Below are 14,200 nucleotides of genomic sequence, written 5' to 3'. Positions count from 1 at the left end.
ACGGCTTGCCGAGTGGGTGCCCAAGGAGGCCATCGCCTACCGGTGGGGAGCAGCGCCTGGGCGGATTCCATGGCTCTCAGCAGGTTTCCAGGGCCGTCACGGGGACGGTGGAGCCAACAGCGGGCCGTCGTGATAGGCCAAGGAGCTTGGCGGTCGGCGACGCGGCGGTGAGCGATGTCGTCCTCCGCCTCTGTCACAGGCGGAGGACGACCAGGGCGGTGTCGTCGGTGGCACCGGCCGGTGGGGTCAGGTCGGCCAGGAGGGCGTCGGCGAGGGTTTCGGGGTCGGCGCTCCGGTGGCGTGTGAGGGAGTCGGCAAGCCGGGTCAGGCTGGCATCGATGTCCTCGCTGCGGCGTTCGACCAGCCCGTCGGTGTACAGCACAAGGGTGGCCCCCTCGGTGAACGCGGTCTCGGCCTGGGGGCGGGGGATGTGTTCGGGGCGGGCGCCGAGTGGGGGGTCGGTGGCCTGGTCGAGGAAGTCCACGGTGCCGTCGGGGTGCAGCAGGGCTGGCGGAAGGTGGCCGGCGCTGCTGTAGGCGATGGTGCGGTTGGTGCCGTCGATGACGGACAAGACGGCCGTTGTCGATTCCGCGCCGTCGACCGAGCGGGCGTACAGGCCGAGGGCTTCCAGGGCCTGAGCGGGGCCGTCGGCGACGCGGGAAGCGGCGCTGAGGGCGCTGCGCAGCTGGCCCATGACGCAGGCAGCGGGCAGGCCGCAGCCGACGACGTCGCCGACGGCCACCGCGATGCGGTCGCCAGGCAGCTCGACGAGGTCGTACCAGTCCCCGCACACGTTCAGCCCCCCGACCGCCGGGCGGTAGCGCACTGCTGCGCGGTGATGCCTGACAGGCCCGGGGGCGGGCAGCATCGCCTCTTGCAGCCTCAGAGCGACTTCGTGTTCGCAGGCGTGGGCCTCGCGCAGCCGTTCGTTGACCCCCTGCAGCTCCCCAGCCCGGGTGTACAGCTCGGCTTCCAGTACCGTCGGCCGGTCACCGGTGCCTCGGTCAGTGAGGGTGCGGATCAGCTCGGTGATGTCCTCCTCCCGGTGCAGCAGCAGCGCCACCCGCCCGTCCGGGCCGAAAACGGGGACGTTGACCGGACTCCAGTACCGCTCCTCCCACACCCCGGGCCGGTCCGGGTACTCCACGTCGTAGCGGTGCAGCGTCATGGCGTCGCGCTCCCCGGTGGCAGCCACCCACTGCAGCGATGCCTGCAGCTTGCGCATGCCGGTCACGGCGGGATCCTTGGGGTCGTCGGGGAAGGCATCAAACAGGTGGCGGCCTACCACCTGGTCACGGGTACGCCCCATGCTGCTCAGGAACGCCTCATTGACGTCGACGTACACCAGGTCCGTGGTGAACAGGGCCACCGCGCCCGGCAGCGCCTGGAATACCGCCTCGTAGTCGATCCCCGATGCGTTCACGATGCCCCCTGCCCGCGACGCCATGTCGATCATGTGCTCTTTCACGATAAGCACCAGCGGCGCTCCGGGCAGGTCAGCACTCCGGGCACCGCAGCCGCTGGGCGTGGGCGCGGACGAAGACAACCCGTCGGCGGTGAAGTCCCCTGTTCGCATATCCTCGATTCTTCAGCGGTCGTGAGCGCGTGAGTGGGTTGGCGGTTCGCCCGGATGAAACCCGAACATCTTCTTGAAGGTGACCGCTGCCCGCGGAGCCGGTCCTGTTGCGCCGGTGCGCGGATCTCACAGGTCTGACCGGGGCGCTGGGCAACGTACTGCCGTCCAGCACGGCGGTCGGGCGGCGGGAACGTGCGGGGGTGCTGGTCCAACTGGCAGTCGCGATCGTGCTTCACGCCTGATCAGCCTCTTCCCGTCAGCCTACGATCCCACCCCGTACGCTCAGTCACCGGAAAGGTGCCTTGCTCACTGCTACGGATACGATCTCGACACTCGCATCCTTGCAGGTCAACGGCTCCTTTCTGCTATCGGAGCGTCAGGTCACCCAATTCCGCTGAATACCCAGGGTTGATCTTGTCCGACTCACATGCCCCTCACACCAGCACACCGGCATTCACCAGGGCCGTCACACTCCGCCTGCGGCTCGGGGCCGTGCGCGGCGATGCATCAGCCCCGCCGCGCACACCACCACGGGTACGGCGACGGCGGGCACGGTCCACCACGGGATGCCGATCCACGTCGCAGGCAGGCCCACCCCGAAACAGACCGCGGTGATGGTGATGAGCAGCCGCTTGCCGTACGGATTCCAGGTGAAGGGCTCGTAGTCACGGGGCCGGGCAAGACGCACCGCACCGAACACGAAGGTCTGAGCCGCGACGAGCGCGGCAAGCACGCCGATGGCAGCGTTCATCTGGAGCTCGTCACGGGGCGCCTCCGAGGTGTTCTGCCGTACGCCGCTCTTGCTGAGCACCACGATGTCGCGCCGCCAGGCGGTGGCCGTGACCTGGTCGCCGGGCGCGAGCCGCTCCAAGAGCGGCCCCGGGTCGCCGAAGGACACGGTTCCCTGCCAGGAGTCCCGATCCTTCAGGGTTGCCTCGTAGGAGGAGCTCTTGCCCGAGGTCTTGTTCACCGTCTTCACCACGGTGAGGTGCCAGGTACTCAGGCAGTCCGTCTGCCCCTGTTCCATCGCGCGGGAGGAGCACGCCTCGGCCGCGCGGTAGTCCTGGTAGCGCTCGCTGTCGGAGGGCAACCACCAGGAGAACACCAAGTAGCAGGCTGCCGCCGATATCAGGGACAGCAGGATCAGCAGCACGCCCATGAACCTCGCCCGACCCGGCGACCGCCGGTCGGCACCGTCCTTGCTCGGCAGTCCGCCCGTGCTGTGAGCCTTCGCCCGCGCTGTTGTCATCGCCCACCCCCTCCGCCCTAGCTTCCATCAGCCGGAGACAGGAATACACCCAGGTCGCACGGCAGTCTGTGAGAGGGACGGCTTCCGGATCCCGGCAAACCCAGCACGATGGGGGGCGCACGGACGGAGGACTTCGTGTCGGTGGCTGCCGTGGAACCGTCGTGTACGACAGGAGACCGACTTCCGCCATAGGCTGTATCGCGCACCTGAGGGACAGGAGGCTGGGGTGGCCGAGACGATGGTGGCCGAGGTGATGGCCGAGCTGGCTGAGCTCGAGGACCCGAAGACGCGCGAGGTGAACGAGAAACACGGTGACGATCACGGCGTGAACCTCAGCAAGCTGCGCGCGCTCGCGAAGCGGCTGAAGACGCAGCAGGAACTCGCGTGCCGGCTCTGGGAGACGGATGACACCGCGGCGAGACTGCTGGCGATCCTGATCTTCCGCCCGAAGGCGTTCGAGCGTGACGAGTTGGACGTCATGTTGCGCGAGGCGCGCACACCCAAGGTGCACGACTGGCTCGTGAACTACGTGGTGAAGAAGAACCCGCACTCCGAAGAGCTGCGCCTGGCCTGGTTCGTCGATCCGGATCCAGTGGTCGCGAGTGCCGGCTGGGCGCTGACCACCGAACGCGTGGCGAAGAAGCCCGAGGGCCTCGACCTTGCAGGACTGTTGGACGTCGTCGAGGCGGAGATGAAAGACGCACCGGATCGCCTGCAGTGGGCGATGAACCACTGCCTGGCTCAGATCGGGATCGAGCACCCTGAACACCGCATCCATGCAATCGGCATCGGTGAGCGCCTGGAGGTACTCAAGGACTACCCGACTTCCCCGGGCTGCACGTCTCCGTTCGCGCCCATCTGGATCACCGAGATGGTGCGCCGACAGCACGATAAGTAGGAAGGTTCGCGGTCACACTCGTGCCGCTAGTCAACGGCGACGTTGCTTATGGCGTGATCGGTGTGATCCGTTGTTGGGCCGTGTATGGCGGATCTGGTTGAGCGGCTGTTGCCGGACCGGTTGTGCGTGCTGTTTCGGCGGATGGTGTCTCGGGCGGGGGCGAAGCATCCACGAGGTGGGAGCGATCACCGGCTTCACCCCGAGAGCGCGGACGAGGCGGCAGTACGTGTCGTGATCGTAGCCGCGATCGCCGAGCACAACGTCGGCGCGGCGCCGGGGTCGACAGCGCTTGCCCCGCACCGCGGGCACAGCCTCCAGCAGGGGGATGAACTGGGTGACGTTCTTACGATTGCCGCCGGTCAGCGTGACGGCAAGCGGAATCCCAGTGGCATCCGTGATCAGAAGGTGCTTACTGCCGCTCTGCCCCGGCCAACAGGACTTCGTCCCGTCTTGGAGCCCTCTCAACGCCCGGCTGCGGAAGTCGTCTTCCGCAGCCCGGGAGAAGTCCAGGGCGTTCACACTGCGGAGTTCAGCGAGCAGAACTTCGTGCAGGCGGGACCACACCCCGGCTTCGGTTTACTCGGCCCGGCGGCGCCAGCACGGCATGCCAGAGCCGAAGCCGAGCTCCTGCGCTAGGTATTCCCAGGCGATTCGCCAGCAGCGGTTCGATCACCGACGACGACTTGTCGTCAACATCCCACGGCTTCGACCGACCCACTAGACACCCCCAGATCGTCAAAATCCCGAAGCGATCCAACCACCACAGCGATCATTTCGTTAGGAGTCCGTGAGGTGATGCCCGGAGGTGGAGAATGCGAGTGGGGTTGCACGCGCTCGGTATCGGTGACGGTGCCCATCCCGAGGTGATCCGTGCGGTGGCCACAGCCGCGGAGACGCACGGCTTCGCGAGGCTCTGGTGCGGCGAGCACGTGGTGCTCGTGGACGCGCCCGCTTCGCGCTATCCCTACTCCGCGGACGGCCGGATCGCCGTGCCCACGGACGCGGACTGGCTGGACCCGCTGCTTGCCCTGACCTTCGCGGCGGCGGTCACCCGCCGGATCGAGCTCGCCTCCGGCGTACTCCTGCTGCCTGAGCACAACCCGGTCCTGGTCGCCAAACAGGCCGCCACACTCGACGTGCTCTCCGCCGGACGATTCAGCCTCGGGGTCGGGGTCGGCTGGTCGGCCGAGGAATTCGCAGCGCTCGGAGTGCCCTTCGCCAAGCGCGGGCGGCGCACCGAGGAGTACCTCGCCGCGATGCGCGCCGTCTGGGCCGAGGACCCGGCCTCCTTCACAGGGGAGTTCACCCGCTTCGACGCGATCCGGGTCAACCCGAAGCCGCTGCGCGGCGGCCGGCTCCCGGTCGTGGTCGGCGGCAACAGCGACGCCGCCTTGCGGCGCGCGGCTACGCTCGCCGACGGCTGGTACGGCTTCAACGTCCCGGCGGCCGACGTCCCGGCGCGCGTCGCCGTTCTCGCCGATGAGTGCGCCCGCCACGGTCGCGCTTTTGACGAGCTCACGGTCGCCGTCGCGCTGAGCGACGGCATCCCGGAACACCTCCCCGCACTCGCTGCGGCGGGCGTCACCGAACTCGTCGTCGTCGGCGCACCCCCGCCCGCTCCCGACGCGGCAGCCACCTGGGTCGCGGAACTCGCCCGGACCTGGATTCGCCCGGAGGAATAACCAGGGCCGGCCGGAGTAGCAGCCGCACTCTTTCAAGCGCAAGGCGTCTCCCAGGGACAAGACGACTGGCCTGGGCCCCGACGGGCGCGCCTTGGTCCTGCAGCAGGGAGAAGGTCCGCAGGCTCCGCCATGTCGTGTGGCGCCGGACAGCGGATGTCGTGGGGTGGGCCGAGCTCCCGGGACGGCCAGTCGCGTTAAGGTTCGGGCCAGGCGGCGGGCGGTCAGCGGCCTCGTCGGTTCCTAGGAAGAGCGATTTGTCTGCCGGTTCGGGAGGCAGCTGGGAACAGGGACATGGCCAGTCGACCGCTGACAAAGATGCTCGTGACCACGACCTCTGCGTCGAGAATGTCGTGAAGATGCAGCACGCCCAGCGACCGACGCCCCAGTACACGCGCCTGAAAGCTGTTGTCGCCATCCGGGGACACTCTCGCCCGGGCGGCATCGGAGCACGTCGCACAAGGCTGACGGGCACCGGCCCCGCCGAGGCTCCGGCCTTCTGCAACCCGGCATGCCAGCAGGCCGCCTACCGGGCCGCCTGCCGGGAGATGCAGGTACGCGAAGCCGTTACGCCCGTAGGCGTTACGGCTCCCAGTGCTTTCCACGAGCCGGCGCCGGCGCAAACGGCACGGTCAAGATGGCCCGGGCTGTCACGGCCGCCCGTACCGACCTCAGCCTTCCTCGGCGCGTCCGGGGCTGAGTTCGAAGGGAACGGGCTGGACATCGGCCGGCCGAGCACGACCTGTGTCGACTCATGGATGCGGCCTGGGGGTGGACCGGACCCTGGACAGCCCCGCTGGGAAGCGGGCTGAGCCGATCGGTGTAACTGTGGGGTGAGCGGGCCAGCCGTCGGCATGGGTGGGCAGGAATGGGGGGCGGAGGTGTTTTCGAATGCCCAGCGGTGACGTGCTCGTACTCATCGATGACAGTGGCCGGGTGGTCGAGTGGGGGCGTCCGGCTGAGGAGCTGTTCGGGTGGTCTGCCGAGGAGGCCGTCGGCCGGTCCGTGGCAGCTCTTATGCGTGAGGTCGCCGCTGACGGCGGGTCGCGGCGGGAAAGGTTCTCGGATGCTGCCGCGGTGCTGGTCAAGCCGGTGCTGCGAGGTACTTCTGTGGTGTGGCAGGTGCTCTCAGTGGGGGACACCATGTCGGGGCAGGACGTGGCGATCTTGAAGGCCATGTTCACCCATTCCCCGGTGGCACTGCACGTCCTCGACGATCAGCTGCGCGTGGTCCGCATGAGCACCGCCACCGGCGAACTGAACAACACGCCGGTGGGGCACCTGCTGGGCAAGCATTTCACCGAAGCGTGGGAACTCGAAGATCCCGAGGAAGAAGCCGCCGTGGCGCAAAGGGTCATGGAGACCGGAGAACCGGTGGTGAACCGGCTCGTCCGGCACGTCAAGGCACCCGGCCGGCCCACGCGCCGTATCCAGTCCTTCTCCTACTTCCGCCTGGAGGACTCCCACGACCGTGTGCTCGGACTGGTGGCATCCGCCGTCGACGTCACCGAGCGAGAGAACGCACAGAACCGCCTGGCCCTCCTGGACACGGTCCGCAGACAAGTGGGGCACCGGCTGAACGTGGGCGCTGTCTGTCAGGAGCTGGTGGAGGCGGTAGTGCCCGCCTTCGCCGACATCGCCGACGTCGAAGTGATCGAAGACGTCATCCGCGGAGACGAGCCCCCGCCGGTGCCCGTCCCCGGAGACGTTCCACTGCGTCGGACCGCCTTCCAGGGCCGAATCGCGGGTCAGCCGGTCGGAGTCGTGCGCCCCCTGCCGACCGGCACCCCCTTCTCGCACGTCCTGTCCGACCTTCGGCCGCGCCTCGTATCGATCGAGGAGGACGGCTCGTGGCTGGACGTCGACCCGGCCCGAGCCGAAGTCATCAGGCGGTCCGGTTCACACTCCCTGATCGTGGCACCACTGGCGTTGCGCGGCCATGCTCTGGGCGTGGTCAGCTTCTACCGCCACCAGCAAGAAGATCCCTTTGAAGAGGAGGACGTTGCGGTGGCGTCCGCAGTGTGTGCCCACACTGCGCTCTGCATCGACAACGCCCGTCAGTTCATGCGCGAGTGGATTATCGCGCGCACCGTCCAGCGCAGGCTTCTTCCCCAACAACCCGCCACACATGCCACCGTGGACATCTGCCCACTCCACCTTCCGTCTCCGGAGAGCGGCGGCGCATGGTTCGACGCCATCGCGCTGCCCGGTGCACGGACCGCGCTGATCGTCGGCGACGTGGCAGGGCAAGGCATCGCCGCAGCCATCACGATGGGACTCCTGCGGACGGCCGTCCATACACTCGCCGCCCTGGACCTGCAGCCCGACGAGCTGCTGGCCCGCCTCAGCGGCACCACAGCCCGTCTCGCCGCCGCATACGCCGAACTGCCTCCCACGGAACCCCTGGACCGCGAGCCGCTCACCGCCGGCTGCGTCATCGCGATCTACGACCCGGTCGAACTCACCTGCACCATCGCCCGCGCCGGCCTCCCCGAGCCGGTCGCGGTCCTTCCCGACAGCACCTCGGCCGGCCTGCCCGGCCTGTCCGTCCCTCCAGGTCCCCCACTCGCCGAAACCGGCAACGCCCCATTCCCCGCGACCACCGTCAGCCTCCCAGAAGGAAGCACTCTGGCATTGGGCACGGCCGCGCTCGCGGACGAGGTCCTGGCCCCGTCCGGTGCACTGCGCCCGCTCCTGGACGGCGCCGGCACAAGGCCCCTGTCGGACCTGTGCGACGACATCGCGCACGCCCTCCCGGACGACCACCGGACCGGCGAGACACTCATGCTGTTCGCCCGCACGAAGGCGCTGCCCCCAGATCGGGTACTGACCCTCTCGCTGCCTGCGGACCCCGAGGCCGCACCGATCGCCCGCGCAGCGGCCCGCCGCCAACTCAAGGCCTGGGGGGTGGACGAGGAGACGGCGTTCACCACCGAGCTCATCGTCAGCGAGCTCGTCGGCAACGCGATCCGCTACGGGGCTCCGCCCCTGCAACTACGCCTGATCTTCGAGCGGATGCTGACCTGCGAGGTCAGCGACGCCGCGACCAGCGCTCCGCAGGTAAGACATGCCCGCACCATCGACGAGACAGGCCGAGGGCTGTTCATCATTGCGAGCCTTGCCGACCAGTGGGGCACCCGCTACCAGAGGCAGGGAAAGACCGTCTGGGTAGAGCAACCAACAGGGGTATCAACGGAGCACCGAAACGATGCCGAGCGTCCTACGTGAGCCCGGCACGCGGGGCCCGCCGCGCGGCGTCCCGGATCGCGAAATGCGCCGCCGCGACGCGCACTGGGTCAAGCTCAGCACCACGAACGACCCCGCCCCCAATTGGGCGGGGTCATTTCGCATCCCGGGCGCGCGCCGGCCGGCCGGGCACAGCACGGAACGGTGGGTCTTCGACCGGCTCCTTGATACTGCAAGGACGCGGGTCTTGTCGCCGCCGGAGGCACGCAGGCGTAGCGCGGCCGGTTGCTTCACCCCTGACGGCCCCGATGCAGCGTGTCAGCGCAGGGCGGGTGCACGAGCCCGTTCCGGAGCGCCGCAGCGAAAAGACCGGAATACGATGGAGAAGGATCGTTTGGGTCATCGCCCTAGGATTGTCAGGGAGCGACCGATGGACACCTGGGACGAATTCCTTCGATGGGCTACCCCGTCGGCTCTTCTGACGCTCGACGGCGCCATACGCTCCCTCAACGCCCCGATGGCCGCGACGCTGGGCAGACCGGCGAAGCAGTGCGTAGGTTACGACTTCCTCGGCTTGCTGCCCGAAACCCAGCGGGCCTCGGCCGAGAGTCTGCTGATACACGGGGCCACAACGAAGACCGTCGCGATGCGTGTGCTGGAGTTCTCCGGACCGGGCGAAGCGTCCGTGATCAGCCTCATCGAGGCCCGGCCGGTGAAGGATCCCGCAAGTCGCGAGCGGCTGGTGTGGGTGCACTCGGTGGACGCGCGAAACGACCCGGGCGGCCTGCTGATCCCGTTCCGGCTGGCTGCCGCAGCCGCGGACCTCGGCCTGTGGATGTACGCGCCCTGGAAGCATCAGCTGGATTGGCTGGGTGGCGCACCCGCCCTGGCCTTGCTGTTCCCGCATGCCTCGGCGTCCTTGTCCAGGGTGGTCCGGCGAGTTCACCCGGACGACCGGGAGGCCCTGGGACGGCTTGTGCGGTCGACCGCCGCCCAGTCCCCCTGGACCAGCCTGCGGTTCCGTACCGAGAACGAGGAGTGGCACCATATCGCCTGCCAGACCCGCCGGATCCAGCTGGGCTATGGCGGCCCCGAGCAGGTCTTCGGAGTGATCCGCGACGACACTCAGCTCGAGGCGCACCGACAGAAAGCGCTGGCCACGCTGGCTGCCGAGCGGCAGCGTGCCGACGAGATCGCTGACTTCTCCGCCGCCCTGATCACCGCCGCCAGCGAGCAGGAACTCCGGCAGGTCGTCCTGACCCGGGTCGCCGCGACCTTCGGCGGCACGGGCGCCGTGCTTACACTCCTCGATAATGAGACGGGGCTGCTACGCGCCTCCTCCGATGCCGGGGTCGACCCGCGGCAGAGCGACTCCATGGCTGGCGTGTCTCTGGACGATCCGCAACCGCTGCCCTGTGCGATCCGAACCGGCACGCCGGAATTCATCGCCAACCACGAGGAACTCATACGCCGTTGGCCGCAGGCAGTCAGTATTCCGTACCTTGACTCCTTCATCGCCATATCGATCATCCCCCTCAGTCCGGTCGGCGACCAGCCGCTCGGGGGCTGGGCGGTGACCTACGACAGCGAGCACCACTTTCCCCCGGACGAACGCGCCCTCATGAGCACTCTGGCCGACCTAGCAGGCCAGGCACTCAAGCGCATCCGATTGCAGCAGGCCCGCGTCGAGCTGGCCACGGCGCTCCAGCAGCACATGCTGCCCACGCTGCCCGACCATCTCCCGGGCCTGGAGGTCGCCGCCCGCTATCAGCCCAGCCGAGACGGGCTCGACATCGGCGGGGACTGGTACGACGCCTTCGTGATGCCCAACGGAACAGTGGCCCTGGAGATCGGCGACAGCCAAGGGCACGACGTGGACGCCGCCGCCTTCATGGGACAGGTACGCACCTCCATCCGCGCGATCGCCCCGCACGAACCGGAGCCGGGAACCGTGCTGACGCGCACCAACGAACTGCTTATCACGATGAACGCGGTTCGGTTCGCCAGCTGCACGATGCTGTATGTCGATCCACGCGACGGACAGGTCACCGGCGCCAGCGCAGGCCATGTGCCGTTGCTGTGCGCACGCGAGGACGGCAGCAGTGACATCCGCGAGCTGCTGGGCGGTCCAGTGCTGGGAGTCCTGACAGGTACCGACTACCTCGAGGAGACCTTCACGCTGGAGAAGGGCACCGCGCTGGTCATGGTCACCGACGGTGTGGTCGAAGGGCCGGGCCTGACGCTGGAAGCCGGACTGAAGCGGGCCGGAACGCTGGCCGGCCAAGCTCTCCACGACGGACTGAACGCCGAGGCGATCGCCGACCGAATTCTCGACGCCGCGGTCGCGGTGGACCACCTCGACGACGTGGCCGTGCTGGTCATCAGACGAACATGACGGATAGCTCACGGAAACGGGCCGGCGGTCGGTGACGATGTGGGGTCCTTCCGCTTTATGGCCCGCCACCCGGCTGGTGGACGAACGACGGATGGCGGACGCGTCTGGCTGATTACCCAGCATCTTCTGCCCGTTCATGACGACCGTCTTTTCGCCGCCCGGGAGGCTGGTTCCGGCGAACAAGAATTGCAGCACATCGTTGCGGAGGGATTGTAGGAAGGCGTATTTCAAGGACAGCGGCCGACGGGCGAACGACCTGCTCGTGGAATTCGCCGACATCAATTACCCCGACACCAACTATGCCTGCCCGGGAGTACCGGAGACCGCCGCTGCGCCCTGCCCTGCGACAGGCCGCGGCCTCGCGGCCACGACACCCACCCGGAAGCCGACCCTGGCTGAAGGCCTGAGCACGGACACAGTGGCACTGCTCAACGTTCGCTGTTTGCTGTCGCAGGACATCCAGCAGCCCGCCGTTGCACCCTTGGTTCGGTGCAACGGCGGGCTGTGTCGGCAAGGCTGTTACTACAGCTCGCGCTCGATCTGGTTCTCACTGACCTTGTCTTCGCGCATGGTCGCCTCGTTCTGGACGGCGTAGCGCGTCTGCGCCCCGCTGCCCTCGGCGCTGCGGATCTCGCCCCGCTGAAGCTCGTCCTGCTGGTCCCGGTACTCCACGTGCTGTCCCTTGCGGTAAGGCATGGGGATCTCCAAGTCTCGTGTGGGTCGACGGGGGCTGGTCCCGCTCGTTCGGCAGGGGCGCCCCGCCCTCTTGGCGCCCGCGACTATCGCCAGGCGCACTCACAGCCCACCCCCAACTCCGCCCTACGGCAATCACTACGGGCCGAATGGATGACGCCTCGCTGGCCGCTCCACCGCCTAGGTGTGCGGACCAGCCGCCGACTACGTGGGGGAGGCGAAAGGGTTCCCGTCCGGCGCCGGTGGGCTGCTCCACTGCGCGCCCGGAAGCAGGACAGGAGCCCAATCCGGGCCGCGATGATCCAGCCACCACCTACCGATCATGCGGAACTTCTCCTCGAACCCGCGATCCCAGTTGAGGAACCCGGTGATCGGTGCCCGCAGGCGAGTACGACGGCCACCCGCTTCGTAGATCACAACGGTCTGGGCCCCCTGGACGCGTTCGACGCGGATGGCCTGGACGTTCGACCACTGGATGGTCCGGCGGCGGAGGTTGTGCACGACGGCCGTCGACTCCGTGAGAGTGACGCCGAAGTGCTGCCCGAGGACGAGCAGCACGAACAGTGCGGCAACCCACATCCCCAACGACTCGGCTATCTCAGACCCGGCGGGCGTCCAGGTCATCCAATCCCAGACCTTCGTGCCCCACACGACGACGAGGAGGGGCAGAACAGGCAGTACGCGTTGGAGACCCGTACACCGGTAACGGATGCGCTCCGGCGGCGTAGCCTCAAGCTGCAATTGCTCCACCAATACCCGCCCCTCATACCATGTAGCCACCGCCGGCGCATGATCGCCAAGGTAGCTTGGCGGACCGGGGGCGCGCTGTCCATCGCCTGAGACTGCCGGCCGAGCGGACCAGCAGGGCCACTCGCAGTCGCTTTGCCCTCCTGCAAGCGGCCCTCGGGGTTCTGGCTCACGGACGACCGTGAGCTGTCGACCAGCGTCAGCAGGTGCGGAAGGCTGTCGACGCAGAGCCGCTGGGGCGGCCGCGGTGCCGCCCCGGGTGGCTCCGCTAGAGACGACGCTGCCAGGTCTGGCCGACGAGGTCGTGCCCGAAGCTGTGATGGGGCTCTTCGGTGATGAGCTCGAAGCCCTGCTTCTGGTAGATGCGCCGGGCCGAGCCGAGGACGTCGTTGGTCCACAGGGTGATCGACTCGTACCCGGCCTCCCGCGCGAACCGCAGGCACTCGTCGACCAGACGGTCACCCAAGCCCAGCCCGCGTGCCGCGGGATCGACGAGCAGTAGTCGCAGCTTCGCGGTCCGGTCGTCCCCGCGTACGCAGAAGACGCAGCCGGCCCGCTCTCCGTCGACGTCGGCGATCCATGCTGCCTGCGGTCCGGGGTCCTTCTGCTCGGCGTAGTCGGCGACGATCCGTGCGACGAGCGCCTCGAAGCTGGTGTCCCAGCCGAACTCGTGGTCGTAGAGGGCGCCGTGCGCCATCACCACCCAGCCCAGGTCCCCGGGCCGGTCCAGTGGCCGGATGACCACCTGACGCTCCTCCATGATGTCCTCACTCCCGCATCACTGAAACGACTGTTTCAGTAGACTAGCCCGGTGACCCGATCCGAAACAAACCCTTCCCCGCGGCGGCAGGAGCTGCTGGAAGCCGCATACGCCTACGCCCTGCGCAGCGGCCTCACCGAACTGTCCCTGCGCCCGCTCGCCGAGGAGATCCAGTCCAGCCCGCGCGTGCTGCTCTACCTGTTCGGCAGCAAGGACGGCCTGATCCGCGCCCTGCTCGCGCGGGCCAGAGCCGACGAGCTGGCCGTCATCAGGGAGATCGCCGGCTCGCAGGACGGTCCCGAGGGGCTGCAATCGGTCGCCCGCGAACTGTGGCGGTGGCTGTCCGACGCCGCCCACCGCGGCCTGCTGACACTGTGGGTCGAAAGCTACGCCCGCTCCCTCACGGACCCGGACGGGCCGTGGGCCGGATTCGCCAGCGATACGGTCGGCGACTGGCTGGCGCTGCTCGCCTCCGGGCAGCCCGCCGAATTCCGCGATACCGAGGCCGGGCTCGCACAGCGCACCCTCGTCCTCGCAGCCCTACGGGGAGCGCTGCTGGACCTGCTCGCCACTGGCGATACCGCGCGTACCACCGCGGCGGTGCACCTTCAGTTGGCTCAGTCGGGGTGACGCGGGCCGGCACTCAGCAGACCTACGGCCCGGCGAGGATCGCACTCGGAGCCCACTCCGAGATGAGCGACGCACCTGGCCGGACGGGCCGACTGCGGCGATCGGTCACAGGATCAGTCACAGTCGTCTCCTCGCCAGGTCCGGATGGCCAACTACTGCCCGACAAAGCTGTCAGCTACGAATCGACGCGAGGGCTTGCCCACGGCGTCTCAGGCTTGCCCACCGCACGCCCCGAGGGTATGGGATGCATCCACTGGCCTGACATGGTCGTCGTACCCGTGCCCGCACCGAGCGGTCGATTCGGATCGGTTACGCCTGATGAGCAAGCATGAGACATGTCCGTCTGTGCGCTGTCTCGGCTGACGGCCGGTTGAGCTCTCATCTGTC

12 protein-coding genes are annotated in these 14,200 nt (G+C 68.3%); 5 read left to right on the top strand and 7 right to left on the bottom strand.

From position 1 onward, the window contains the following. Window positions 1–193 precede the first annotated feature (193 nt). Together OHA88_RS02300 and OHA88_RS02295 are read right to left on the bottom strand one after the other, a co-directional pair. The gene (locus tag OHA88_RS02300; protein ID WP_328629562.1) at window positions 194–1,447 is read right to left on the bottom strand and encodes a PP2C family protein-serine/threonine phosphatase; all 1,254 of its coding nucleotides are present in this window, start codon (window positions 1,445–1,447) and stop codon (window positions 194–196) included. Window positions 1,448–2,042: 595 nt separating this feature from the next. After that, window positions 2,043–2,825 (bottom strand): hypothetical protein, encoded by a 783-nt coding sequence (locus tag OHA88_RS02295; protein ID WP_328623981.1) that lies wholly within the window; start codon window positions 2,823–2,825, stop codon window positions 2,043–2,045. 238 nt (window positions 2,826–3,063) lie between these two features. On the opposite strand from OHA88_RS02295, the gene OHA88_RS02290 reads away from it, so the two are divergent. After that, the gene (locus tag OHA88_RS02290; protein WP_328629561.1) at window positions 3,064–3,723 is read left to right on the top strand and encodes a DNA alkylation repair protein; all 660 of its coding nucleotides are present in this window, start codon (window positions 3,064–3,066) and stop codon (window positions 3,721–3,723) included. Between the two features lie 30 nt (window positions 3,724–3,753). On the opposite strand, the gene OHA88_RS02285 is transcribed toward OHA88_RS02290, so the two are convergent. Next, window positions 3,754–4,242, bottom strand: coding sequence for a transposase (locus OHA88_RS02285; protein WP_443044152.1), 489 nt, complete (start codon window positions 4,240–4,242; stop codon window positions 3,754–3,756). 293 nt (window positions 4,243–4,535) lie between these two features. Between OHA88_RS02285 and OHA88_RS02280 the strand changes: the two genes are divergently transcribed. Then, a complete protein-coding gene (locus OHA88_RS02280; protein ID WP_328623980.1) occupies window positions 4,536–5,405 on the top strand; it encodes an LLM class F420-dependent oxidoreductase in 870 nt (289 codons plus the stop codon). A gap of 221 nt (window positions 5,406–5,626) precedes the next feature. On the opposite strand, the gene OHA88_RS02275 is transcribed toward OHA88_RS02280, so the two are convergent. Further along, window positions 5,627–5,830: a DUF5959 family protein gene (locus OHA88_RS02275; protein WP_328623979.1), complete on the bottom strand. Its 204-nt coding sequence runs from the start codon at window positions 5,828–5,830 to the stop codon at window positions 5,627–5,629. Between the two features lie 463 nt (window positions 5,831–6,293). On the opposite strand from OHA88_RS02275, the gene OHA88_RS02270 reads away from it, so the two are divergent. Together OHA88_RS02270 and OHA88_RS02265 are read left to right on the top strand one after the other, a co-directional pair. Further along, entirely contained in the window at window positions 6,294–8,630 is a 2,337-nt protein-coding gene (locus tag OHA88_RS02270) for a SpoIIE family protein phosphatase (RefSeq protein WP_328623978.1), read from the top strand. Window positions 8,631–8,673: 43 nt separating this feature from the next. Further along, window positions 8,674–10,983, top strand: a complete 2,310-nt coding sequence (locus OHA88_RS02265; protein ID WP_328623977.1) for a SpoIIE family protein phosphatase — start codon at window positions 8,674–8,676, stop codon at window positions 10,981–10,983. A 522-nt stretch (window positions 10,984–11,505) separates the two neighbouring features. Here OHA88_RS02265 and OHA88_RS02260 read toward each other — a convergent pair. From OHA88_RS02260 to OHA88_RS02250, 3 genes are all read right to left on the bottom strand, one after another. Next, window positions 11,506–11,679 (bottom strand): hypothetical protein, encoded by a 174-nt coding sequence (locus OHA88_RS02260; RefSeq protein WP_267009726.1) that lies wholly within the window; start codon window positions 11,677–11,679, stop codon window positions 11,506–11,508. A 201-nt stretch (window positions 11,680–11,880) separates the two neighbouring features. Continuing rightward, window positions 11,881–12,300: a hypothetical protein gene (locus tag OHA88_RS02255; protein ID WP_328623976.1), complete on the bottom strand. Its 420-nt coding sequence runs from the start codon at window positions 12,298–12,300 to the stop codon at window positions 11,881–11,883. A gap of 391 nt (window positions 12,301–12,691) precedes the next feature. Further along, window positions 12,692–13,183, bottom strand: a complete 492-nt coding sequence (locus OHA88_RS02250) for a GNAT family N-acetyltransferase (RefSeq protein ID WP_328623975.1) — start codon at window positions 13,181–13,183, stop codon at window positions 12,692–12,694. A gap of 51 nt (window positions 13,184–13,234) precedes the next feature. On the opposite strand from OHA88_RS02250, the gene OHA88_RS02245 reads away from it, so the two are divergent. Next, on the top strand, window positions 13,235–13,813 hold the full coding sequence (locus OHA88_RS02245; protein ID WP_328623974.1) for a TetR/AcrR family transcriptional regulator: 579 nt from the start codon (window positions 13,235–13,237) through the stop codon (window positions 13,811–13,813). Window positions 13,814–14,200: the final 387 nt, after the last annotated feature.

This window comes from Streptomyces sp. NBC_00353 (assembly GCF_036108815.1).
Lineage (GTDB): Bacteria > Actinomycetota > Actinomycetes > Streptomycetales > Streptomycetaceae > Streptomyces.
Note: the sequence above shows the minus strand (reverse complement) of the source record. Positions and strands in the feature narration are given on the sequence as shown.

Bases quoted from the DNA above. Each gene is read 5' to 3' on its own strand.
- OHA88_RS02270 (WP_328623978.1), top strand. From the start codon at position 6,294: ATGCCCAGCGGTGACGTGCTCGTACTCATCGATGACAGTGGCCGGGTG.
- OHA88_RS02260 (WP_267009726.1), bottom strand. From the start codon at position 11,679: ATGCCTTACCGCAAGGGACAGCACGTGGAGTACCGGGACCAGCAGGAC.
- OHA88_RS02265 (WP_328623977.1), top strand. From the start codon at position 8,674: ATGCGCCGCCGCGACGCGCACTGGGTCAAGCTCAGCACCACGAACGAC.
- OHA88_RS02280 (WP_328623980.1), top strand. From the start codon at position 4,536: ATGCGAGTGGGGTTGCACGCGCTCGGTATCGGTGACGGTGCCCATCCC.
- OHA88_RS02300 (WP_328629562.1), bottom strand. From the start codon at position 1,447: ATGGCGTCGCGGGCAGGGGGCATCGTGAACGCATCGGGGATCGACTAC.
- OHA88_RS02250 (WP_328623975.1), bottom strand. From the start codon at position 13,183: ATGGAGGAGCGTCAGGTGGTCATCCGGCCACTGGACCGGCCCGGGGAC.
- OHA88_RS02255 (WP_328623976.1), bottom strand. From the start codon at position 12,300: ATGACCTGGACGCCCGCCGGGTCTGAGATAGCCGAGTCGTTGGGGATG.
- OHA88_RS02295 (WP_328623981.1), bottom strand. From the start codon at position 2,825: ATGACAACAGCGCGGGCGAAGGCTCACAGCACGGGCGGACTGCCGAGC.
- OHA88_RS02290 (WP_328629561.1), top strand. From the start codon at position 3,064: ATGGTGGCCGAGGTGATGGCCGAGCTGGCTGAGCTCGAGGACCCGAAG.